The sequence below is a fragment of the Larkinella punicea genome (genome assembly GCF_003334855.1).
Classification (GTDB): Bacteria; Bacteroidota; Bacteroidia; order Cytophagales; family Spirosomataceae; genus Larkinella; species Larkinella punicea.
In genome coordinates, this window is sequence record NZ_QOWE01000005.1 from 123,511 (window position 1) to 143,487 (window position 19,977).

21 protein-coding genes and 1 pseudogene are annotated in these 19,977 nt (G+C 49.5%); 5 read left to right on the forward strand and 17 right to left on the reverse strand.

Translation table 11 applies throughout. The features are described from left to right. The first annotated feature begins 144 nt into the window (after positions 1–144). On the forward strand, positions 145–774 hold the full coding sequence (lolA1, locus tag DUE52_RS07400; RefSeq protein WP_114405350.1) for an outer membrane lipoprotein periplasmic chaperone LolA1: 630 nt from the start codon (positions 145–147) through the stop codon (positions 772–774). A gap of 162 nt (positions 775–936) precedes the next feature. On the opposite strand, the gene DUE52_RS07405 is transcribed toward lolA1, so the two are convergent. From DUE52_RS07405 to bshA, 16 genes and pseudogenes are all read right to left on the reverse strand, one after another. Then, positions 937–4,539 carry a response regulator gene (locus DUE52_RS07405; RefSeq protein WP_114405527.1) on the reverse strand — a complete coding sequence of 1,201 codons (3,603 nt, stop codon included), beginning with the start codon at positions 4,537–4,539 and terminating at the stop codon, positions 937–939. A gap of 134 nt (positions 4,540–4,673) precedes the next feature. Continuing rightward, positions 4,674–5,501 (reverse strand): hypothetical protein, encoded by an 828-nt coding sequence (locus tag DUE52_RS07410; protein ID WP_114405351.1) that lies wholly within the window; start codon positions 5,499–5,501, stop codon positions 4,674–4,676. After that, entirely contained in the window at positions 5,495–6,025 is a 531-nt protein-coding gene (locus tag DUE52_RS07415; protein WP_114405352.1) for a hypothetical protein, read from the reverse strand. Before DUE52_RS07415 ends, DUE52_RS07410 begins: the two co-directional genes overlap by 7 nt. A gap of 9 nt (positions 6,026–6,034) precedes the next feature. Then, the gene (locus tag DUE52_RS07420; RefSeq protein WP_114405353.1) at positions 6,035–6,784 is read right to left on the reverse strand and encodes an ABC transporter ATP-binding protein; all 750 of its coding nucleotides are present in this window, start codon (positions 6,782–6,784) and stop codon (positions 6,035–6,037) included. 123 nt (positions 6,785–6,907) lie between these two features. Then, entirely contained in the window at positions 6,908–7,309 is a 402-nt protein-coding gene (locus DUE52_RS33060) for an ATP-binding cassette domain-containing protein (protein WP_374755892.1), read from the reverse strand. Between the two features lie 113 nt (positions 7,310–7,422). After that, positions 7,423–8,232: pseudogene (locus tag DUE52_RS07430) on the reverse strand (ABC transporter transmembrane domain-containing protein); the annotation flags it as partial. Between the two features lie 105 nt (positions 8,233–8,337). Continuing rightward, positions 8,338–8,769: a cysteine peptidase family C39 domain-containing protein gene (locus DUE52_RS07435; RefSeq protein WP_114405355.1), complete on the reverse strand. Its 432-nt coding sequence runs from the start codon at positions 8,767–8,769 to the stop codon at positions 8,338–8,340. Next, the gene (locus tag DUE52_RS07440; protein ID WP_165840884.1) at positions 8,766–9,281 is read right to left on the reverse strand and encodes a peroxiredoxin family protein; all 516 of its coding nucleotides are present in this window, start codon (positions 9,279–9,281) and stop codon (positions 8,766–8,768) included. The genes DUE52_RS07435 and DUE52_RS07440 overlap by 4 nt, the downstream gene beginning before the upstream one ends. 1 nt (position 9,282) lies before the next feature. After that, positions 9,283–9,435 (reverse strand): hypothetical protein, encoded by a 153-nt coding sequence (locus DUE52_RS32350; protein WP_165840885.1) that lies wholly within the window; start codon positions 9,433–9,435, stop codon positions 9,283–9,285. Between the two features lie 120 nt (positions 9,436–9,555). Further along, entirely contained in the window at positions 9,556–9,924 is a 369-nt protein-coding gene (locus tag DUE52_RS07445) for a hypothetical protein (RefSeq protein ID WP_114405357.1), read from the reverse strand. Positions 9,925–10,815: 891 nt separating this feature from the next. Beyond that, positions 10,816–11,022, reverse strand: a complete 207-nt coding sequence (locus tag DUE52_RS32055) for a hypothetical protein (protein ID WP_133299782.1) — start codon at positions 11,020–11,022, stop codon at positions 10,816–10,818. Between the two features lie 92 nt (positions 11,023–11,114). Next, on the reverse strand, positions 11,115–11,303 hold the full coding sequence (locus tag DUE52_RS07465) for a hypothetical protein (RefSeq protein ID WP_114405361.1): 189 nt from the start codon (positions 11,301–11,303) through the stop codon (positions 11,115–11,117). 99 nt (positions 11,304–11,402) lie between these two features. After that, a complete protein-coding gene (locus DUE52_RS07470; protein ID WP_165840886.1) occupies positions 11,403–12,767 on the reverse strand; it encodes a nucleotide disphospho-sugar-binding domain-containing protein in 1,365 nt (454 codons plus the stop codon). After that, the gene (locus DUE52_RS07475) at positions 12,764–13,093 is read right to left on the reverse strand and encodes a hypothetical protein (RefSeq protein WP_114405363.1); all 330 of its coding nucleotides are present in this window, start codon (positions 13,091–13,093) and stop codon (positions 12,764–12,766) included. The genes DUE52_RS07470 and DUE52_RS07475 overlap by 4 nt, the downstream gene beginning before the upstream one ends. Positions 13,094–13,293: 200 nt before the next feature. After that, a complete protein-coding gene (gene purQ, locus DUE52_RS07480; protein WP_114405364.1) occupies positions 13,294–13,983 on the reverse strand; it encodes a phosphoribosylformylglycinamidine synthase subunit PurQ in 690 nt (229 codons plus the stop codon). 62 nt (positions 13,984–14,045) lie between these two features. Next, on the reverse strand, positions 14,046–15,182 hold the full coding sequence (bshA, locus tag DUE52_RS07485; protein WP_114405365.1) for an N-acetyl-alpha-D-glucosaminyl L-malate synthase BshA: 1,137 nt from the start codon (positions 15,180–15,182) through the stop codon (positions 14,046–14,048). Positions 15,183–15,392: 210 nt separating this feature from the next. On the opposite strand from bshA, the gene DUE52_RS07490 reads away from it, so the two are divergent. Continuing rightward, complete coding sequence (locus DUE52_RS07490; RefSeq protein ID WP_114405366.1) at positions 15,393–16,292, forward strand: geranylgeranylglycerol-phosphate geranylgeranyltransferase; 900 nt, start codon at positions 15,393–15,395, stop codon at positions 16,290–16,292. 77 nt (positions 16,293–16,369) lie between these two features. Beyond that, complete coding sequence (locus tag DUE52_RS07495; protein ID WP_114405367.1) at positions 16,370–17,071, forward strand: TapB family protein; 702 nt, start codon at positions 16,370–16,372, stop codon at positions 17,069–17,071. 186 nt (positions 17,072–17,257) lie between these two features. Here the strand turns inward: DUE52_RS07495 and DUE52_RS07500 are convergent, their stop codons facing one another. Next, positions 17,258–17,821 (reverse strand): hypothetical protein, encoded by a 564-nt coding sequence (locus DUE52_RS07500; RefSeq protein WP_114405368.1) that lies wholly within the window; start codon positions 17,819–17,821, stop codon positions 17,258–17,260. Between the two features lie 170 nt (positions 17,822–17,991). Here DUE52_RS07500 and DUE52_RS07505 point away from each other — a divergent pair, with 170 nt between their 5' ends. Together DUE52_RS07505 and DUE52_RS07510 are read left to right on the forward strand one after the other, a co-directional pair. Next, positions 17,992–18,372 carry a MerC domain-containing protein gene (locus tag DUE52_RS07505; protein WP_114405369.1) on the forward strand — a complete coding sequence of 127 codons (381 nt, stop codon included), beginning with the start codon at positions 17,992–17,994 and terminating at the stop codon, positions 18,370–18,372. Between the two features lie 546 nt (positions 18,373–18,918). Continuing rightward, positions 18,919–19,902 (forward strand): Gfo/Idh/MocA family protein, encoded by a 984-nt coding sequence (locus DUE52_RS07510; RefSeq protein WP_222930260.1) that lies wholly within the window; start codon positions 18,919–18,921, stop codon positions 19,900–19,902. Positions 19,903–19,977 lie beyond the last annotated feature (75 nt).

Genomic DNA, 19,977 nt, shown 5'->3' on the forward strand with positions numbered 1-19,977 from the left:
CCGGAACCCTCTTCCCTTCATCCTTTTCTCCCTTTTATCAATTCATTAAACTTTTTCCCATAAATCTTGTCTACCTACGAAACGGTCAGCAACTTTGCGGGCGGTTTTAGCGAATTACCCAAAATTACGTAAAAGACGATACACATGAAAAAATTAGCCTTATTGTGGGCATTGGTTATTGGATTTTCGCTGCCATCGGTGGCGCAAAAAGATAAAAAAGCATCGGAGGTTTTAGATGCCATGAGTGCCAAATACAAAGCGCTGAATTCCTACAAAGCCGCCTTCACTTACACGGGCGAAGGAAGCAATTACAAAGGCGATTTAACGGTGAAAAAGAACGCGTTCCGGTTGAAGCTGGCCGGTCAGGAAGTTTTCACCGACGGCAAAACGATGTCTACCTACATCAAGGAAACCAACGAAGTGAACGTTCAGGACTACGACGCCGGTGCTGCCGGGGATTTCAATCCGACGAAGATCTATTCCATCTACAAGCAAGGGTACAACTACAAATACATCGGTGAGCAGAAACAGGGTGGTCAACCCGTCGAAGTGGTGGAACTGACACCCGAAAAGAAAAGTACCCAGATTGTTAAAGTACAAATTTCGGTCAACAAGAAAGACAAGCAGGTGAAAGGCTGGAAACTGACCGACAAAACCGGTAAAGTAACCAGTTATACGATCGACAAATTCACGCCAAACGTGGCCGTAGCCGATGCATATTTTGTGTTTGATAAAACCAAGTATCCCGGCGTTGAAGTGGTGGATTTGCGGTAAGGACGACTCACCCGGCCTGTGCAGGAGAAATGACGTTTTCCGGAAGGATTTGATTCATATCCAATTGCGGATTGGGGGATTTTAGGATTCGGTAAGGGGCCTATTCGCTGTTCCATCCAGGATCGTGTTACGTTTCGGCAGAACCCCGGTCGGGTAGTTCGTTTACGGTTCCGGGTCAAAATGCGGATTACGCTCACCGGGCTGCTCAGTTGCGTTCGCGTTCTTCGATTCGGCTGCAAGCCACACCCTAAACAGAGAAGCCAGGGATTCTTCCACAATGGGTTTGGTAAGAAAATCGTCCATCCCGGCCACCAGACACTTCTCCCGCTCCCCTTTCACGGTTCCCGCCGTCAGGGCAATAACCGGAATGCGCCGGTCTTTCTCCAATTCCCGAATCCGCTGCGTGGCTTCGTACCCATTCATCAACGGCATCTGAACATCCATCAGAATCAGATCGGGAGATTCCTGGATGTAACACTGAACCGCTTCCACGCCGTTAGCCGCTTCAAAAATATGCGCGTTCGGGGCAATCCGCCCGATGATGACTTTCGCCAGCAGCAGGTTGATCTTATTATCCTCCACGATCAACACCTTCACAGCTTGGCTATCAACCGCGGTTGGGCGGGCGGGCAATGCCGGCACGGGTTTTTCGTCCTGCTGAACCAGCCGGTACAGGGCCTGGTACAGCTCCTGCATTTTGATGGGTTTCACCAACCGTTGGTTAACATCCAGCGACTCACAGGCTTTGATGATTTTTTCGTCATCCGATGAACTATGCAGAAAGATGATGGGTTGCTCGCCGGGCGACGGCGGAAAGGTAGTCCTTATTTTCTGAATCGTTTCCAGCCCATCCATGTAGGGCATGTGGTAATCCATCAGAATGACATCGTATTTTTTATGGCGGCCCAGCAACTGAAGCGCTTCAAAACCGTTACTAACTTCCTCTACTTCAATGTTTTTCAACAAAAACATTTGCCGCAAAATAAGGCGGTTGTGTGCATTGTCATCCACGATCAGCACGGTATTGATCGGGAGGTTATCGCGCCAGACGATTGCATCCCCCGGTTCCGCCTTAAGCCTGATTTCGAAGAAAAAGCAACTACCTTCACCGGGATTGCTCGTCAACTGAAGCTGGCCTCCCATCAAGCCCAGCAGCTTGTTGGAGATGGTCAACCCCAGACCGGTTCCGCCGTATTTTTTCGTCGTGGAAGGGTCTTCCTGGGAAAAAGCGTCAAATATGCGTTCCTGCATTTCCGGTTTGATGCCAATACCGGTATCCCGCACTTCAAACCGAAACGTAACATGGTCTTCTGCAACATCGCTCAATGCCGTAATTTTCAGTTCAATTTCACCCTTCTCGGTGAATTTTACGGCATTCCCCAGCAAATTGACCAGCACCTGTTTCAACCGCACCGAATCGACAAAGACAAACCGGGGGAGGTCAACGGAAAGATTTAATAACACCTCCAGCCCTTTGTTCTGAGCCTGGTACGTGATGGTGTCGGCCACCTGGCTACTGATCTCGTAAATATCCGTTTTTTCAATCGCCAGCTCCAGTTTTCCGGCTTCGATCTTCGAAAAATCCAGGATGTCGTTGATGATGCTCAGCAAGGTATTGGCTGATTGGTTGACGATGGACAAATACTGCTGCTGCGTGGTATTCAGGGCAGTTTTCAGCACCAGATCCGTGAACCCGATGACGCCATTGAGCGGGGTTCTGATCTCATGGCTCATGTTGGCCAGAAATTCCGATTTCGCCAGACTGGCCTGCTCGGCCAGAATCTTCGCTTTTTTCAGCTCATCACGCTGTAGACAAATTTCGGTGATGTCCTGGGTGAACATCATGATTCCGCCGATGGAGCCATCGAACTGGTACCACGGCCGGACTTCCCAGCGCAGATACTGGTCATGATCCCATCCCTCGGGCCGCCAGATGTCCTCCTCATTCTTTTCCACCGCCCCCTCGACGCAACGGCTGTGAATGGCCTTCCACTCGTCCGACACATTGGGAAATACGTCATAATGGGACCGGCCGAGCACACTTCCCCCCAGGTGATATTCCTCCATCCAGCGGCTGCTGACGGCGATGTAACGAATTTCCCGGTCAAACATCGCGACAGCCGCCGGGGCGTGTTCGACAAAAGCGGCCAGTCTGAGTTTTTCGTTGAGCAATGCCTGCTCTGCTTTCTTTCGTTCATCAATATCCTGAAACGTGCCGTATAAGCGAACACACTTTCCGTTCTGGTATTCGGGGGTTCCCAGCGCCCGAATCCATACAGTCCGTCCTTTCGCCGTAACGATTTGTAATTCTACATCATAGGCTATACCTTCCTGAACGGAGCGGTTTACGGCTTCCATAATCTGCTCGTAATTCTTCCCTTTGAAGAAAGATACAGCCGCATGAAAATCCGGGACATAGTCTTTTGGCACTTCATGAATGGCTTTGGTTACCGCTGACCAGTATACGGTTTCCTGAACAACATTCACTTCCCAGGTTCCGATCCGGGCCACCTCATTCGTTTGTTCCAGTATTTGTTTGGTCCGGTTCAAATCCGCTTCCAACTGGTGTCTGCGGGTAATGTCGATAGCATTACCGATCACATACGTATGGCCGTTCAGTTCTTTTTCCAGGATGTTGTTGAACAACCAGATCAACAACGACCCGTCTTTGGTGAGCGTGTGCATCAGCCCGCTGGCCCGACCGGTTTTATTGATGGTTTGCAGGTACGCGGAAAGTGCCGCCTGGTGAACTTCGGGAACAATATCTGACAAGCGCAGGCCAACTAACTCTGCCGGTTCATAGCCCAGAGCGTGGGAACCGGCACTGTTGACGGTAAGCAGTTTCCCCTCCAGATCATGAATACACATGAGACCCTGGGAGTTTTCAAAAAACGAGCGGAATTTGTTTTCCGACTGAAACAACAGACGCTCTTTCTCCTTCTCGTCGGTAATGTCCCGGGCAATGGCAAACAGATATCCGGTGTCAGGTTCGGGGGTCGCTACCCATTGCAGGTTCCGGTAGGTGCCATTTTGGCAACAAAACCGGTGGGCAAAATTAATGGTCGACTTGCCCGATGCCAATTCGGCAATTTCGTTCTGCGTGGCCTGCAAATCGTCCGGGTGAACCAAATCAAAAAAAGAAGTCCGCAACAGATAGGATTCATCCCAGCCGAGCACATCCTGAAAAGCCGGGTTGAGTTTTTTAAAATAACCGTCGGTACCCGCCACACAGATCAGGTCATTTGACAGCGTAAAAAGGTTGCCGAGGTATTTCAGTTCCTGGTTATGGCGATGTTTGACAATCAGTTCCAGAGCGGCATCACCCAGCAGACGCAATGATTGTTTTTGATTTTCAGTAAGTTGCCGGGGAATCCGGTCCAATACACAAAGCGTTCCCAACGCATAGCCATCGGAATCGGTCAACGGGTAGCCCGCGTAAAAGCGGATGTGGGGATCCAAAGTAACCAGCGGGTTTTCTTTGAAGCGCGTATCCCGTGCGGCATCTTCCACTTCGAAGAGGTCACTGTTCAGAATGGCATACCGGCAAAACGCAATATCCCGGCTGGTTTCTTTCAGGTCGAGGCCAACCCGCGATTTAAACCATTGCCGGTGGTCGTCGATGAGCGATACCAATGAAATTGGAACCTGACAAATCAGGGATGCCAGTTCGGTCAGCCGGTCAAATTCCTTCTCGGGAACCGTGTCCAGAATCTGGTACCGGTGCAAGGCTCTTACTCTTTCAGGCTCATTAATTGGAATTGGCATGGCATTCAATGCGTACAATGGCAGTGTATAAAATTACCGTAATTAACAGCATTTTCCAGGCCAAGTTACTAATATACGCAATTTGCACACTTAAATAAATCCGAATGAATGGCTTGTAGACTCCTTCTTTGGCTTTACTCCCGGTCTACGAATACACTTTTGTAAATTCTGTGAATCGCATTGCGATCCCGTGGCAAAATAGAACGGAATACATACCCGACAGCAAGCACCAGACCCAGGCAGAGGACGAAGGTCGTCACTACGGTTTTCAGCGCCAGACCAATCCCGATCAGTAAAAGAAAATTGATAAAAATACTCCAGCCACTTACATTACTTTTTACCTGACCAAAACTCAGGCTGTTGTGTACCCGAAACGCTTTATACTGCGAAAAAAGAAGGCCATTCAAGCTGAAACAAGCCGTACTGATGAGGTAAAAAGAGAGGAGGTGCCCACTGAGCAGGTTTAAGAAGGCAAGGACGCTGATGGTTACGATCAGATCAATTAGAACAGGAATGATAAAAAGCTGAAAATAAATCAAATACACCTCCGAGCGACTCCCTAACGAACCGTTGATCCACAAGGCCGGAAAGAAACCCCAGCTATTATTGGCCACATAATTGAATAAAATCATTGGGGAAACGTATAAGAAAAGCACAAAGTTGGCCGATGAAAAATCACTCGCCAACATTTTTGATGAAAACAACAGCAATAGTGCTTTCATCAAGATTCCGAACGCGAAGGCTTTTCGCGCCTGGGCATTGTTGATGAAGGCCGTATAAACCGGTGACAGGTAGTTTGTCTTTACGAGCAGAACCGTTGATTCCGTTCTCGCCAGAGCAGCCCGATCCAGTAAATACAAGAGTATACTTTGGCTGGCTAAAGCAACACTCAAAACAAGAAGCAATCCGGTCGGGTCGAACCGCCAATGCCAGGCCGAAAAACCGATCAGGACACTCAGCATTCCCCAACCCAACAGGAATACCGCTTGCCGCCGTGCGTCGATTCCAGGAACGCTTTCAGCAGTTGAACAAAAATTACGGCGTTGCCCAGCAGCAGGAGTGAAGACACCAGATGCGCGTTGGTATACGTTTCCGAAAATGCGTTCAGGATGACGAAAAGCAATCCCGAACCAACCACCGAAACCGTAAACGCATCATACAACAGCGTCCCGATCCACTGAGCGCGATATGGAATCGGAAAGGTTTTTGAAAATAGCGTTGACCGTGGTGTGTAGGTCGGAAAGAATTCCATCCACATCCACTGCCCACAGACGACACCGTTGCTGATCAGGATGAGATTGTTGGGATTAGCTCCCATTTTGTCAGAAGTGGCAGCCAAATCGATCAACCAGCCCATTGCACCCGCGCTCAACGCCAGAGCGGCCATGAAAACAAGCCGCAGGATCAGTCCGAGGATCGACTCTGCACTCCGGAAGAAGCCAAAAAACCGCCTACGCAAGGCGAAAACAAGGATGGGAAACATCATTCGGAGAAGTTAGAGCCAGTCGAAAGTGGTTTGTTTGGTCTTTGGTACTAATATCTCGAACAGAGCCTCACTGATGACTTTGGTGCCTTGTTCGGTAAAGTCCGCCAGTTTGCCGTCAAATTTGATCTGGGTCTCATCCAACACCAGAATGCGCGTGGCGATTTCTTCCAAATAACTCAGGTCGTGGGACGCAACCAGGATGATGCGGTCGGCCCGCCGATACGTTTGGAGGAATGAAATCAACTGCCGGACGGCTATGGGGTCGAGACCGGCAAACGGTTCGTCCAGGATGACGACCGATGGGATGTGAAGAATCGCTGCACAGAAACTAATCTTTTTGATCATTCCCGTCGAATACTGGCTAATCTTCTTTTTCAGGACGCCGGGTTCGTCAAAAAAGAAATTGGTCAAGTCGGTCGAGCGTTTTTGAAACGTCGCGTCATCAAGCTTGTGGATCAAGCCCATAAAGCGCAGGTAGTCCGCGCCGGTAAATTCAGGCACGGGCGGAATGACGTCGGACACGATGCCCAGCACCCGTTTTAACGGCAAGCGATCTCCCGTTAACTCCTCGCCTTTGAAATAGAATTCCCCGCTATCGGGTGCAATCAGGTCGATCAGGCAATTGAGAAAGGTGGTTTTCCCCGATCCGTTTTTGCCCAGCAGCCCAATCACATCACCACCCCGAAAGGTCAGATTGAGGGCATCGAGCACGGTTTTTCCCGAATAGGATTTGCGGAGTTCTTTAATGACCAGTTCCATGGTGAAAGAAAGTAGTTGTGTGGGTCAACGACTGGGTTTGACAACGTTAGGATTAGTTGTCAGACGTGATTAATCCGAAAAAGTCACATCTACCCTGTTGAATAGCATCCTTTCACCCGACATTCAGGAAAACATAGCTACTGCTTTCTGCTCTTCCAGACAGCCTGTGGCCAAGCCATAGACACGATCTGTCAGTTGTACCGACTGGCTGCGGTGTGTTACCAATACCGTAGCCAATTGGGGGCGTAGCCGGTCTAGGAGGTCCAACACAAACTGCTCGGTCTGGCGGTCGAGTGCCGAAGTTGCTTCATCCAGCAACAGCAGTTGTGGACGCCGGTACAACGCCCGAGCCAGCCCCACCAGTTGCTGTTGTCCGCCGGAGAGATTAATACCTTCTTCACCAACCAAGGTAAGGTAGCTTTGCGGAAGGGATTCAAAATACCGGTCAAAACCGTGTTTCTGGCAAAATTGAACGACTGCTTCGCCTTCTTCCAGCACATTGCCCAGGCAAATGTTATCCAGCAAAGTCCCGTTGAAAATTTTGATCGATTGCGGAAAAACTCCCGCATTCGATCAAAGGCTACACGGGCTTCCTGTAACTGAATATTGGTGGTTGAAAGCTTCGAAACCGAAGAAATCAGCGTGCTGGCCATACTAATAATCGCCATCATTTCGCCGAGTAACAGGTGCTTTTGCAACACCATAAAAGCCGTTACGCTGATCAGGGCCATCAACAAACCGACGCCGACTACCTCACTGAGAATGCCGTACCGGTTTCCCAGCAAACCCAGATCATAGAGTTTATGCTGGAACAATTGATAAACGCTTTGGGTAATCCGGGCAAAAAACTCCTCCCGCCGACCGGCTTTGATCGCGCCAATACCGCTCATGCTGTCGATAAAGTGAGATTCTGTGCGGGCATAGGACGCCATCACCTCGCGTTGCCCGGTGATAATCCGACCATTAAACCGCCAGACCAACCAGCCGTATAACGGAAAACTGAGCAGCGACAGCAACCCAATCTGCCAGGAATAACGAAAAAGTACCCCGGCCGTAATCAGAACGACCAGGGTGTCGATGACCACGCTACCGGTCAGAAAACTGATGGTGCTTTGAATTCGGCGGGTGTCGTTCAACCGGGCGACCAGATCGCCGGTTTTGCGGGTGTCAAAAAACGCTTTGGGTAATCGAAGTAAATCCCGAAAAAAGCTATCGGCAATCCGGATGTTGAATTCACGGCTTTGGCGCAGGAGAAAGAAACTCCGCAGGTAATTCAATCCGGACCGGGCCAGCAACAACACCGCCAGCAAGACTAGTCCCAGTGTAAGTTTTTCGGCATTCTGCTTCGGCAGGATGTCGTCAATCAATCGTTGGGAAAACAAGGCCATCGACAACCCAAGGACGGCAATCAGAATTCCCAAACCAGCCGCTATGCCCAGCAGCGGCACGTCGTCCCGGATCAATGCCCGAAACCACTGCCATTGGCCTTTTTGCTGCTGACCGGTTTGTACGAAAGACTCGGTTGGCGTGACCTGCAGCAGTGCTCTTGATTGCTAGATGGTTTCCAGTTCTTCCGCCGTCATCTCGACCACGCCCTTGCCGGGATCACCGATGCGGTATTTTACCCCGGAAGAGGGATTCGTCTGTCCTTTTGGAAGACTGGCGGGTATGATTCCATAAAATACCACATAATGCTGCAACCGCTCCTCCAGAACCACATGCAGAACGACCGGCATGGTCAGATCGTGCAGATTTTGAACACTATCCGCTTCAAAACCATCGGCCTCCAAACCCAGTCCCGTTGCCGCCTGGCACAACCCCAGCATCGTGGTGCCCTGAATGCTGGTGCCGCTCAGTTCGCGCAGCCGCTCACGCGAGACGTCTCCGCCGTGGTAGCGAACCAGCGACAGCAGACAGGCCACTCCGCAGTCGGTTTGGTCGAGCTGCCGGGTAAAGGTTTTGGTAATGCGTTGGGGTGTGGTCATAAGTATTTCAGAATGGCTTCTAGTTTCGTTTCGCCTTTGTATTCTTTGCGCAGGTTGCCGTCAGGGCCGTAAATGAACAAATGCGGCACGGCGGTTGGGCCGAAGGTTTTATACAGTTCGTCCGGGGTGAGTGTGCCCACGCAAACATTGGCGAGCGTGTCCAGCCCAAACTGTTTCGTAAAGGCACGCACCCGGGCCGGTTTTTCGGTGGTCAGCATCCAGACGTCGGCCTGTTTGAACGCATCGCCGTTTTTGCTGATTTCGGCGGCTTCGTACTGACAATGTTCGCAATCGGGATTGAAAAGGATAATGACATTGGTACGGCCTTTCAACATGGTTTTCGGTACGGTTTTCGACGGCATTTGAATCGCCAGTTGGCTAAAATCCGGTACGGTTTGACGTTTGGTTTTCAGTTCATTCGTGTTGCTAACGGCACTGACTGTACGGCTGAGAAAATAACCGATCAGCAACAGAACACCGATCACGACACTGTATTTCAGGCCGGTTTTCATATCAGGATGCGTAGGTGACGGTGATAAAAACAACCACGGTGATCCAGAGCAGTAAGCCGATGCCGTAGGAGGATAAAACCAGACTAAACGCTTTGGAGAACGACATTTCCAGAGTCTGCGTAACGCCATACGCCAGCAAAAACCAGTAGGCCACTTCAAATACATTCAGCGCCTGTAAGGGATACAGATAGTAAGGTGGTAATTCGCTGGCGTTGAATAAGGTAAGGGCGGAAAGCGGATAAAACTGGCTGATCGTGGTTAGATCAAAATCGGTTTACACAAACAAAAACCAGAGTAATTTAAAAAGAATGGGAATCAGAAAAACCAACTCGGCCTGAATCGCTACGCCGAAAAACCGCCTGAAGGCAAATTGGCTGGTTGCAAAAAAATAGCCGATGCCCAGACAACCCGCAACCAGCCCAAATTTTACGAGGTACAAGACCGGCACCAGGGCATAGCCCAACCATTGCCATTTTTTGCCCTGATCGATCAACTCCTGAATGCGCTCGTAAGTGAGTTGATTGGATAACGAATTGAAATACAACTGATCGGAAATCAGAAAATATTGAAACGCCCATTGGGCGAGCATTGCCAGGGCGCACAAAAAAGCAAACCGAAAGACGTTTACCTGACGTAGTGCCATGACTTATTTTTTATGAAATAAAACATAGAATAGAAAACTGATGGCGATTGCATCGGCAATGATCGTGAGCAAATGGCCCCAGGTAAATTTTTCACTTTTCTTCATTCATTTAAAAACATCTCAATAATGTTTTTATTCACTTACCTGTTCTTTTAGAAAATTTCATAAAAAACACGAAACAAGCCATTGCTGTTATAAAACCTGCTATCGTATCCACTATATCATCAGTAAGTATGGTAGCGTCAGATCTGACTAACATTAGCAGTAGCAGACAACCTGCACAAAGACCCGCCAGAGCACGAATCAGCATTAAATTGTTAGTATTCATAGGAACAATCATTAAATATTTTCGGCTTTCTTTTTACGGTAAAAATAAACTACATTAAGAACTAAGATCACTAAAGAAGAGATTAACAACCACTCTGTCTCTTCTTTTTTAGGGCCTTCATTGGAGCCAAATTTTACTAAATAGTAGGCATAGTAAGCCAGATAGGCGATCTGTATAGCTTTAATCAAGCTACTCATTTTCTCTACTACAATTTTATTTAAAAAGTTTTGGTAACTTCCAAATTGCTAATATAGCTAATACTGATAAAAGGATTAATACCACCAATAGTAACTCATGCCTATAAATAATATACAAATTAAAGGCTGTCATTATTGAAACAAAAAAAGCCATATATATAAATATTTGGTTTTTATAAAAAGGTTTTTTCATAAGAATTAAATTATTGATATACCACAAATGCAATATCCTTCATTTTTCATCCAGAATTTATCCAAATCTAAGCAAAGACTTGGTAAATTCTGGATGAGAGGCATTTTGTAATATTAAAAAAATAATCCCTTCTTTTTAAATAATTACAAAAAACCATTAAATACTATCTCTTATTATCTAAAGCCCGTACCGTAACAGGTTGCAGCACTCCATAATGTCGCAACCCCTGCTGCCACTACAAGACTAGTACCCATAGATAATGGAGCAAAGAATATTCCAGCTCCTGCAATAACTGTTGCACCAATACTGGCACCCAAAGCACCAGAGCAAGCGGAACCGCCGATTAAAAGTTGCTGCTGCGTTAAGCTAATTTTTTTCATTTTGATCTGAGTTTAAGTAAATTAATATTGAGGGCAAATGAATGTGCCGAAGAATGAATATACTCGTTCACAATCAACACATTGTCAAATTTTTAGTGTGGTTTACCGTAGCCGCAATTTGTAGCTGTCATCAAAGCTCCTATCCCTAGGCCTAGTACAGCAATTACCTGGAAGCCTGGAATAAACATAGCCCCTGTTCCAACTGAATACATAAAGCCCGCAGCCATGTCACAATCTCCGCCATGAAGGTTTTCCATTTGGCAAATTTCAATCTTTTGCATAAAAGTTTATGTTTACCGCCATTCCCCGTTGAATGACTTTCCAAACATCGCACTTCCCACTGCACTGAGAATGCAGTGACGAAAAAATGTAGAAAAATTTTAAGATTTTTTTTCACCCAATAGCGCAAATAAAGCCCTAGTCCCGTCAAATTCCTGCAATTGCTCCCGAAATGCCAATAGGTTTTGCCTGAATTTTGGCTCCATCAGCAGTTGCAGGATCTTTTGCTCCATATCTACCGGACGGTCTTTTCGCAGGTTACCCGTCAGTCCACAGCCGAAATAGGCCAGTCGGGCGGTGTAACCATTCTGATCCCAGGTGTCGTTGAGCGGATAAGCCAGCATGGGAACCCCGCAAAGAACACCTTCCAGCACCGAATTGGGGCCGCCGTGTGTCACAAAAACATCACAATGCCGGAGCATATCCACCTGCGGGACCCGCTCGTGAATCCAGCCGTTCGGAAGACGGGTCGGAAAGGCGTCTTTCAATTCCGGCCCAACCGACACAATTAAGCGCCAATTGGGTTGCCGGGCTGCGGCTGCGATCAGCCGCTGATAAAACCGCTTGAGCAAAAGCGGTTTGGCATGGGCGTTCGAGACGGTTCCCAAGGAAGCATACATCACTTTTACGTTCGGATTCGTCTGCCGCTCCTGTGAAAGCTGCTTCAACATGGTTTGATAAGCCGATGAAGGGTTTTCTACCCGCCCGGTATCGATCATCAACCCCAGATGCTGTTGAAAGGGATGAAGCGTTCGCTGCGGAAATTCAAAGGCCCGTGGGTAAAGAATCCATTCCGGCAGATTATCGAAACCGGTATAAAACGTTTTATCATTGCGAATCCGGTGGTAATCGGGCAAACCGTTCTGCCGGAACTTTTGCCGGATGATCCGGTGGTTGCTCCGGCCCAAATACAATAGGGTTTGCCCCAGTTGTTTGAAAGCCCGGTTTCGGTAATAGGCCCGCCACGCCCGACGGATTGCACCGACAGAATCCTGACCGGGAATACGTTGGCTGTTTAAAGGCGGAATAGCCGCATCTTCATAGGTCGACAACATGGTTTGCAGCAGAACCACCTCGATTCCTTTGTCTTTAATGAAAGGATACAACACGATAAAGTCGGTGCTGTAATATGAATCGATGAAAATCAGGGCCGGTTTTAGGGCGTCGACCGTGCGTTGCAAATCGGCCGAGCGGGCGCGAAACGTTTTGTCCGTAAAACGATCCAGTAACGATTCCAGATACGACTCACTTTTCTCTTTGTGCGTAGCTTCCTCTACCCCTATTCCAAACGGCAGACTCTGCAACCAATGCACCGCGAATCCCTGCCGGTGAATTTGCTGGGCCAGTTCAGGTTTCCCCAAATACCCGTAAACGATCTGATACCCATCGGATTGCAACTGCCTCGCCAGTTTGAACGTCAGATTCAAATGGCCATAAGCCGGAACCATCAAAAAAAGGGCCGTCATACCCATAGCCGGATCAGACTTTCAAAGCTTCCGTGGGCAACGGCAGTATGCGCACCAAAACCGCCCGACAACCCCTCCATCTGCTCATCTTCTAACTTGCGCCGAAACCGAAATACCAATTCCCCTTCTTCAGCATAGTAGTACGTCCGCCGGACCGGGCAATAGGCCAGCGGAACGCCCAGTTCATTGACCAACTCGTCGCGGAGTTTATACCAGGCCCGTTCGCTGATGCCTAATTTTTGGGCCAATTCTTTGGGAGAACCGGTGGCTCGTTTCCGGACAAGACAATTCAGGGATTCGTACCGATTACAAAGTTTCTGAAGCATGGTCTCAACGAATGGTTAGGATTAGTTGTCAGACGTTGCCACGAGCCTGAAGTCACACTTGATCTCCCTTATTTTGGAGAACGTTTGAGCAAACGGTCAATAAAGTAACTCGAATGCATAGACCGGTATCCAGAAGTTCATAAACGCGAAAAGTCGGCCACATGAGCCGACTTTTCCAATGTATTAAACGAACAGGATCGCTATACCAAAACCGTATTCAGCAACTGCTCCAGAATCAGCCGTCCGTCGGTATTGCCCAACAGCGAATCGGCCGCCCGTTCGGGGTGAGGCATCAGGCCGAACACGTTTTTGCGTTCGTTCGCGACGCCCGCAATGTTGTCCAGACTGCCGTTCGGATTGGCTTCGTCGGTGATGTTTCCCGCTTCGTCGCAATACCGGAAAATGATCTGATCGTTGTCGTTCAGTTCATTCAACGTATCGGCATCGATGAAATACCGGCCTTCGCCGTGGGCAATGGGGATTTTATAGGCCCGATCGTCCAAACCGGCGGTCAGCAGAACGCTCTTCGATTGCGGACGGAGGTAGATATTTTTACAAACGTATTTCTGGTTGGTATTCCGCAGCAGAACGCCGGGAACCAGCCGCGCTTCGGCCAGAATCTGGAAACCATTGCAGATGCCCATCAGGTAACCACCCCGCTCGGCGTGTTTGATCACTTCGTTCATGATGGGCGAAAACCGGGCAACGGCCCCCGTCCGAAGGTAGTCCCCGTAGGAAAAACCGCCGGGCAGAATGATGAAATCACAGCCTTGCAAATCGTGGTCTTTGTGCCAGAGCTTGACGACATCCTGTTTCAGTTGATCACGCAGCGCGTCGACCGCATCGTCGTCGCAATTGGAGCCGGGGAATACTACTACACCGAATTTCATACGTTCTTGGTTTGTGGCAAAGTTAACACTTGTCGGGCAAAAAGTTGCTAAAAACCGTTATTTCAGATCAGCGCCCGGCTTTCCATCACCACCTTTTCGTAATAGGCTTCGTAGTGCGGCAGAATGCGCGAAATTTCAAACTCCTTCGCCCGCTCCAGCGCGTTGTGTTTGAAGGTCGGCAGGTTATTGTCATCCAGGATGTACAGGGCATTTTTTACCATGTCGTCCACATCACCGACGTTGCTCAGAAATCCGGTCACGCCCTGAAGGTTCAATTCGGGCAGACCACCGGCGTTCGACGTGATCAGCGGCACTTCGCAGGCCAGCGCTTCCAACGCGGCCAGGCCGAAACTTTCGTTTTCGGACGGCATCAGGAACAAATCGGCCACCGACAAAACCTCCTCGACCGCATCCAGTTTGCCCAAAAACCGCACGTCCTGGTAAATGCCCATATCGCGACACAGTTTTTCAATCCGCGCCCGCTCCGGACCGTCGCCTGAAAGTAATAATTTACTGGGAATCTGCTGATTGATTTTATGGAAGATCTGCACCACATCGTCGATGCGCTTCACCCGCCGGAAATTCGAGGTGTGGACGATCAGCTTCTCGCCATTCGGGCAAATCGCCATTTTGAAATGGTCTTTCTTCTGCCGTTTGAACCGGTCGAGGTCGATGAAATTCGGAATCACTTCAATATCCCGGCGAATGGCAAACTGATCGAGCGTTTCCTGCCGCAGGTGTTCCGAAACCGCCGTTACGCCGTCCGACTCGTTGATACTGAACGTCACCACCGGTTCGTAAGATGCATCTTTGCCCACCAGCGTAATGTCGGTTCCGTGTAGTGTGGTGACAAAAGGAATGTGCCGCCCCTGCGCCCGCAGAATCATTTTGGCCATATAAGCCGCCGATGCGTGTGGAATGGCGTAATGAACGTGCAATAAATCCAGCTTTTCGTATTGAACGACGTTCACCATCGCGCTGGCCAGCGCCGTTTCGTAAGGCGGGAACTGAAAGAGCGGATACGTCGGTATATTTACTTCGTGGTAAAAAACGTTTTCGTTAAAAAAGTCCAACCGGTGCGGTTGCTGGTAGGTAATAAAGTGGACTTTGTGACCGGCTTTGGCCAGGGCCTTGCCCAGTTCCGTTGCCACCACACCGCTTCCCCCGAACGTCGGGTAACACACTATGCCAATTTTCATATAGTCGTAAGATGATGGAAGGACTGAGGGAGGGAGGGTATAACCGAGTGACAGACACCCGTTCACACCTTCGCTCTTCCAATCAGTTCCCATAACATCAATTCCGGTCGTTTGTGTTCACAAATTTGGTTGGACAGAGAAAGATTTTAGCGGAGCCGGTGATTCGGCCCGGAAACCGTATCTTTGGTTCACTGATTTTCCCTTTCGGTTATGACCCCAAAAGTCCGGAGCCATTCGCCCCGCGCGGGTACTCCGCCATTTTACGTATACATTCTGGGGTTCCTGCGGTTGATCCGGGTACAAAACCTGCTCATCATCGTCGGCACGCAATATTTTGCCCGTATTACGCTCATTGGCCCGCGCGACAACTGGATCGGTTTGCTCCTGGACCCGAAGCTCTTTCTGCTCTCATTGTCAACGGTTTTGATTGCCGCGGCCGGCTACATCATCAACGATTATTTCGACATCAAGATCGATATTATCAACAAACCGGATCGGGTCATCATTGGGCGGTATTTGAAACGGCAGATTGCCATGGGATTACACCAGGGGCTGAATTTTCTGGGCGTCGTGATCGGTTTTTACCTCAGCAAATGGGTTTTCGTCGTCAATGTCCTGTCGGTCACATTGCTGTGGTTTTATTCGTCAACTTTTAAACGCCAGCCTTTCATCGGGAATTTTATCGTGGCGCTTCTAACGGCTCTGTCACTGATTGTGCTGGCGGTTTTCTACCGGCAACAGGTTGATCTGCTGCTTATTTACGCGTTGTTCTCCTTCGTCATCACACTCGTTCGGGAAATCATCAAAGACATGGAAGACGTGAAGGGCGACGCCCGCTTCGGTTGCCGGACGCTCCCGATCGTCTGGGGACTCCGCCGAACCAAACAATTGCTGTACAGCATCATTGCCGCCTTCATCATTTCGCTGTTCACCATCGCCCATTCGCTGCAAAACGAGCAACTATTCTGGATGTTTGTCATCCTGCTGGTGCCCATTGCGTGGCTCGTCTACCGGCTGGTCCGGGCCGATACCAAGCGGGATTTCGCCTACCTGAGTTCGCTCTGTAAACTGATCATGCTCATCGGGGTCGTCAGCATGGCGTGGGTCTGACGTCCGTTTACTCAATCCTTTGCTCCGGTTTGGCAAATTTTCCGTAGGTTACCGGTTTCGTACCGAACCCTATTTCTATGAAAACGCTACTTCTCTTCTTTGCCCTCGGTTTAACCACCCTCTTTACGTACGCCCAGGATTGTCTGGGAATCAAATTTAAACCGGGAACCAGCTACGAAATGCTGTCCTACAGCGCCAAAGACAAGCCGACCGGCCGGGTTGTGTATACCATCAAGGAGGTCACGAGTGAAGGCGGTTCCACGCTGATCAATATCGTCATGCAGTCGTTCGACGACAAGGGCAAACCGGCCCCTGAAATGGCGGTGAAGTATACCTGTACGGGAGATGAACTCATCGCCGATCTGTCGGGCGTAGTGCTGGCCACCAACGACGCGATGAAAGACATGGAAGTGCGGATCAAAACCAACAAACTGGTTTATCCCAAACAATTGAGCGCAGGCAGCACCCTGGCCGACGGCGAACTGGAAGCCGAAACCTACAACAAAGACACCAAAATGATGGATATGTCCATCAAGGTTGTCAACCGGAAAGTTGAAAGCAAAGAAAGCCTGACAACACCCGCCGGCACGTTCGACGTCTATAAAATCGGTTCCGACATTAACCTGGCCAATCGGATGATGGGAATTCCCGTCCGGGTTTCCTTCCGCTCCGTCAGCTACCGGGCAGCCGATGTGCTGTTCGACATCAAAACCGAAACCTACAACAAAAACGGGAAACTGAAAGGCTATACGGTATTGAGCAAGCTGAGTGATAAATGAGGATGTCTTTATCACTCAGCCAGAACTTACGTGTGATAATTCTCTTATACTTACGCTTTCTGCCCCTAAATCCCCTAAAGGGGACTTGGACACAGCTCGAGCCGGATGCTAAAAGTCCCCTTTAGGGGATTTAGGGGCAGAAAGCGTAAGTCGCTCGTTAATTCAATTCAAGATCTGACGGTTCGCTTACTGAACCGTCAGATCGAAATCCAGATTCACATCGTCGCTACCCGGTGTTGGCGTGCCGTCTTTCGCATTGGGTTGGTGACGGAGTTGAACTTTTAGTTTTCCGGTTCCGGCGGCATTCGTTTTGAACGTGCCTTTCAAGCCAATGGGCAGGTTGTTGGCGTCCTTGTCGCCGTAGGTGTACGTCGCGAGGGTTGTCGGAGAAACCGTAAAGACGAACAAATGCTCATCGCTTTCTTCGGCTACTTCTTTTGAAATATCATCCGTGGGCGTTTTGCTCTCGTCCAGTAATTCCACCGCCAGTTCGTAGGTTTTGCTGGGTTTCAGCACAATTTTATCGAATTGCGTAGCCGCCTGTCCCCCATCACCGTCGGTATCCCGGTATGTAAACGTCTGGGTGCTGGTTGTCCCCGACTCCGTAAATTTCAGGTTGACGGTTGTAATCAATTCGTTCTCATCGGCCGGTTCGGGCTCATCGGCTTTGTCATTACAACCCGCTACCAACACCAGCGACGCTGCCAGCGACAGCATCCACACCCATTGACGTGTTCGTTTTGCCTTCATTCTTCAATGCTATTTAGTTTGTTTTAGCCGACGATCGGTCGGCAATCCGGCAGCAAAAGTAAATACTCGCAACAAGGTTGCAAAAATAAATGCAACTTTATTGCAAATAATCTTGATCGGTACAAAACCATCTATTTATTTTGCAATGATTACTGAGCAAACGGACGACTATGAAATTGGGAGCACTAGGCAGCAAGGCGGATTACATCGGAATTAGCGGATCGGTATTGTGCATCATTCACTGCCTGATCACGCCCATTCTGCTCGTATCGTCGTCTTTTCTGACCAACGACACGGTTCGGGTCGGCTACCTCAGTCTTGATTATGTCTTCATCGGTGTCAACATCGTAGCGGTTTATTTTGCCACCCGGCATTTCACCACGCCCGCCATCAAAGCCTGCCTGTGGTTTTTCCTGAGCGTTTTTGCCGTGGCCATTGTGCTGGAAGATGTCAACGAAACCTTCGAATACCTCGGCTACGCAGCCTCTTTAGGCCTGGTTTTAACCCACCTCACCAACATCCGGCTTCATCGCCTGCGCCACGCGCATTAAGCAAACGATTCCGTTTTTTGACCCACGGTGAATGGTCTTTTGACCCCAAATTTGCTAACTTCCATTCTTTCCCCCAAGCGTTTATCCCGTAGGGATCGAACAGCGTAGCGTCGGTAGCCCAAAGGATCAACCGTTCTCCCCGCGTACCGTGAGGTACGCGACAATTTATAGCACCCGGAAGGTCGCGTACCTCACGGCACGCGGGTGGGAGAACGACTCTGGTTTATCTACCGACGCTACGCTGTTCGATCCCTGCGGGATAAACGCCTGGGGGAAAGAATGCCTGTACCCACACGGAAACGAATTCTATACTTTCTTATACGCCTGATAATAATCCGGATGACTTGAAATTCGGTGAATGGCCCCTTCCAAAACCTAATTTTAATACAACTATTTATACCATAAATGGTATTTAACCAATAAAAGCAAAATTTATTTGTTTTATTAAATTTTGAATCCCACCTTTCGGGTACGTACACGTTTTTACAAACCCATACCCTTGTAAAATATTATATGGCAAATACACTTAATCGTAGAAAATTCTCAATGCTGGCAGCATCCGCTGGTTTGGGGTCCTACCTGCTTCCGTTCGCAGCCGCCGGATCGGCATCCGCCCGGCCACTCCAGGGGAAAAAAGTGGGCATCATCGGGCTGGACACCTCCCACAGCATTGCCTTCACCAAAGAACTCAACAGCTCAACCCCCAATCCCGACTGGGCCGGCTACCGGGTGGTGGCGGCCTATCCTAAAGGCAGCAACGACATCGAAACCAGTGTCAAACGAATTCCCGGCTACATTGAAGAGGTCAAAAAACTGGGTGTCGAAATCGCGGATTCGATCGATGATTTGCTGCGTAAAGTAGACGTCGTGATGCTGGAAACCAACGACGGTCGGCTGCACCGGGAACAGGTTGCCAAGGTTTTTGCCGCCGGAAAACGCGTTTTCATCGACAAACCCATTGCCGCTTCGCTCACCGACGCCATTGCCATTTTTGACCTGGCAAAGAAGAAAAACATCCCGGTTTTCTCGGCGTCTTCGCTCCGCTACATCAAAGGCATGGACAGCATCGACAAAAGCCTGGTCGTGGGTGCCGACACCTACAGCCCGGCGGTTTTGGAAAAAACACACCCTGATCTGTTCTGGTACGGCATTCACGGCGTCGAAACGCTGTTTACGGCCATGGGAACGGGCTGTCAGAGCGTGACGCGGGTTCATACGCCCGACACCGACATCGTGATCGGCACCTGGAGCGACGGACGCGTGGGAACCTTTCGCGGCACCCGCACCGGCAAGCACGAATACGGCGGCACGGTGTATACCAAAAACGGCAACGTAACCCTGGGGCCCTACGCCGGTTACAACCCGCTACTGAAAGACATCATCCACTTTTTCGAAACCGGTGAAACGCCCGTTAAGCCCGAAGAAACCATCGAAATCTTTGCCTTTATGGAAGCCGCCGACGAAAGCAAACGCCAGGGTGGCGTCGCCGTGAGCCTCGCCAGCGTCCTGAAAAAAGCGCAAAAATCGTAGTATCCCTTTTTTGTTCCGGTTCCGGGTACGTACCCGACATGTATTTTCTGCTCAATTAACCCCCTCCATGAATTG

What these genes read in the sequence shown, in the direction of transcription:
- lolA1 (WP_114405350.1), top strand. Translation starts at nt 145, where the DNA reads ATGAAAAAATTAGCCTTATTGTGGGCATTGGTTATTGGATTTTCGCTG.
- DUE52_RS07405 (WP_114405527.1), bottom strand. Translation starts at nt 4,539, where the DNA reads ATGCCAATTCCAATTAATGAGCCTGAAAGAGTAAGAGCCTTGCACCGG.
- DUE52_RS07410 (WP_114405351.1), bottom strand. Translation starts at nt 5,501, where the DNA reads ATGCTGAGTGTCCTGATCGGTTTTTCGGCCTGGCATTGGCGGTTCGAC.
- DUE52_RS07415 (WP_114405352.1), bottom strand. Translation starts at nt 6,025, where the DNA reads ATGATGTTTCCCATCCTTGTTTTCGCCTTGCGTAGGCGGTTTTTTGGC.
- DUE52_RS07420 (WP_114405353.1), bottom strand. Translation starts at nt 6,784, where the DNA reads ATGGAACTGGTCATTAAAGAACTCCGCAAATCCTATTCGGGAAAAACC.
- DUE52_RS07435 (WP_114405355.1), bottom strand. Translation starts at nt 8,769, where the DNA reads ATGACCACACCCCAACGCATTACCAAAACCTTTACCCGGCAGCTCGAC.
- DUE52_RS07440 (WP_165840884.1), bottom strand. Translation starts at nt 9,281, where the DNA reads ATGAAAACCGGCCTGAAATACAGTGTCGTGATCGGTGTTCTGTTGCTG.
- DUE52_RS07445 (WP_114405357.1), bottom strand. Translation starts at nt 9,924, where the DNA reads ATGGCACTACGTCAGGTAAACGTCTTTCGGTTTGCTTTTTTGTGCGCC.
- DUE52_RS32055 (WP_133299782.1), bottom strand. Translation starts at nt 11,022, where the DNA reads ATGAAAAAAATTAGCTTAACGCAGCAGCAACTTTTAATCGGCGGTTCC.
- DUE52_RS07465 (WP_114405361.1), bottom strand. Translation starts at nt 11,303, where the DNA reads ATGCAAAAGATTGAAATTTGCCAAATGGAAAACCTTCATGGCGGAGAT.
- DUE52_RS07470 (WP_165840886.1), bottom strand. Translation starts at nt 12,767, where the DNA reads ATGACGGCCCTTTTTTTGATGGTTCCGGCTTATGGCCATTTGAATCTG.
- DUE52_RS07475 (WP_114405363.1), bottom strand. Translation starts at nt 13,093, where the DNA reads ATGCTTCAGAAACTTTGTAATCGGTACGAATCCCTGAATTGTCTTGTC.
- purQ (WP_114405364.1), bottom strand. Translation starts at nt 13,983, where the DNA reads ATGAAATTCGGTGTAGTAGTATTCCCCGGCTCCAATTGCGACGACGAT.
- bshA (WP_114405365.1), bottom strand. Translation starts at nt 15,182, where the DNA reads ATGAAAATTGGCATAGTGTGTTACCCGACGTTCGGGGGAAGCGGTGTG.
- DUE52_RS07490 (WP_114405366.1), top strand. Translation starts at nt 15,393, where the DNA reads ATGACCCCAAAAGTCCGGAGCCATTCGCCCCGCGCGGGTACTCCGCCA.
- DUE52_RS07495 (WP_114405367.1), top strand. Translation starts at nt 16,370, where the DNA reads ATGAAAACGCTACTTCTCTTCTTTGCCCTCGGTTTAACCACCCTCTTT.
- DUE52_RS07500 (WP_114405368.1), bottom strand. Translation starts at nt 17,821, where the DNA reads ATGAAGGCAAAACGAACACGTCAATGGGTGTGGATGCTGTCGCTGGCA.
- DUE52_RS07505 (WP_114405369.1), top strand. Translation starts at nt 17,992, where the DNA reads ATGAAATTGGGAGCACTAGGCAGCAAGGCGGATTACATCGGAATTAGC.
- DUE52_RS07510 (WP_222930260.1), top strand. Translation starts at nt 18,919, where the DNA reads ATGCTGGCAGCATCCGCTGGTTTGGGGTCCTACCTGCTTCCGTTCGCA.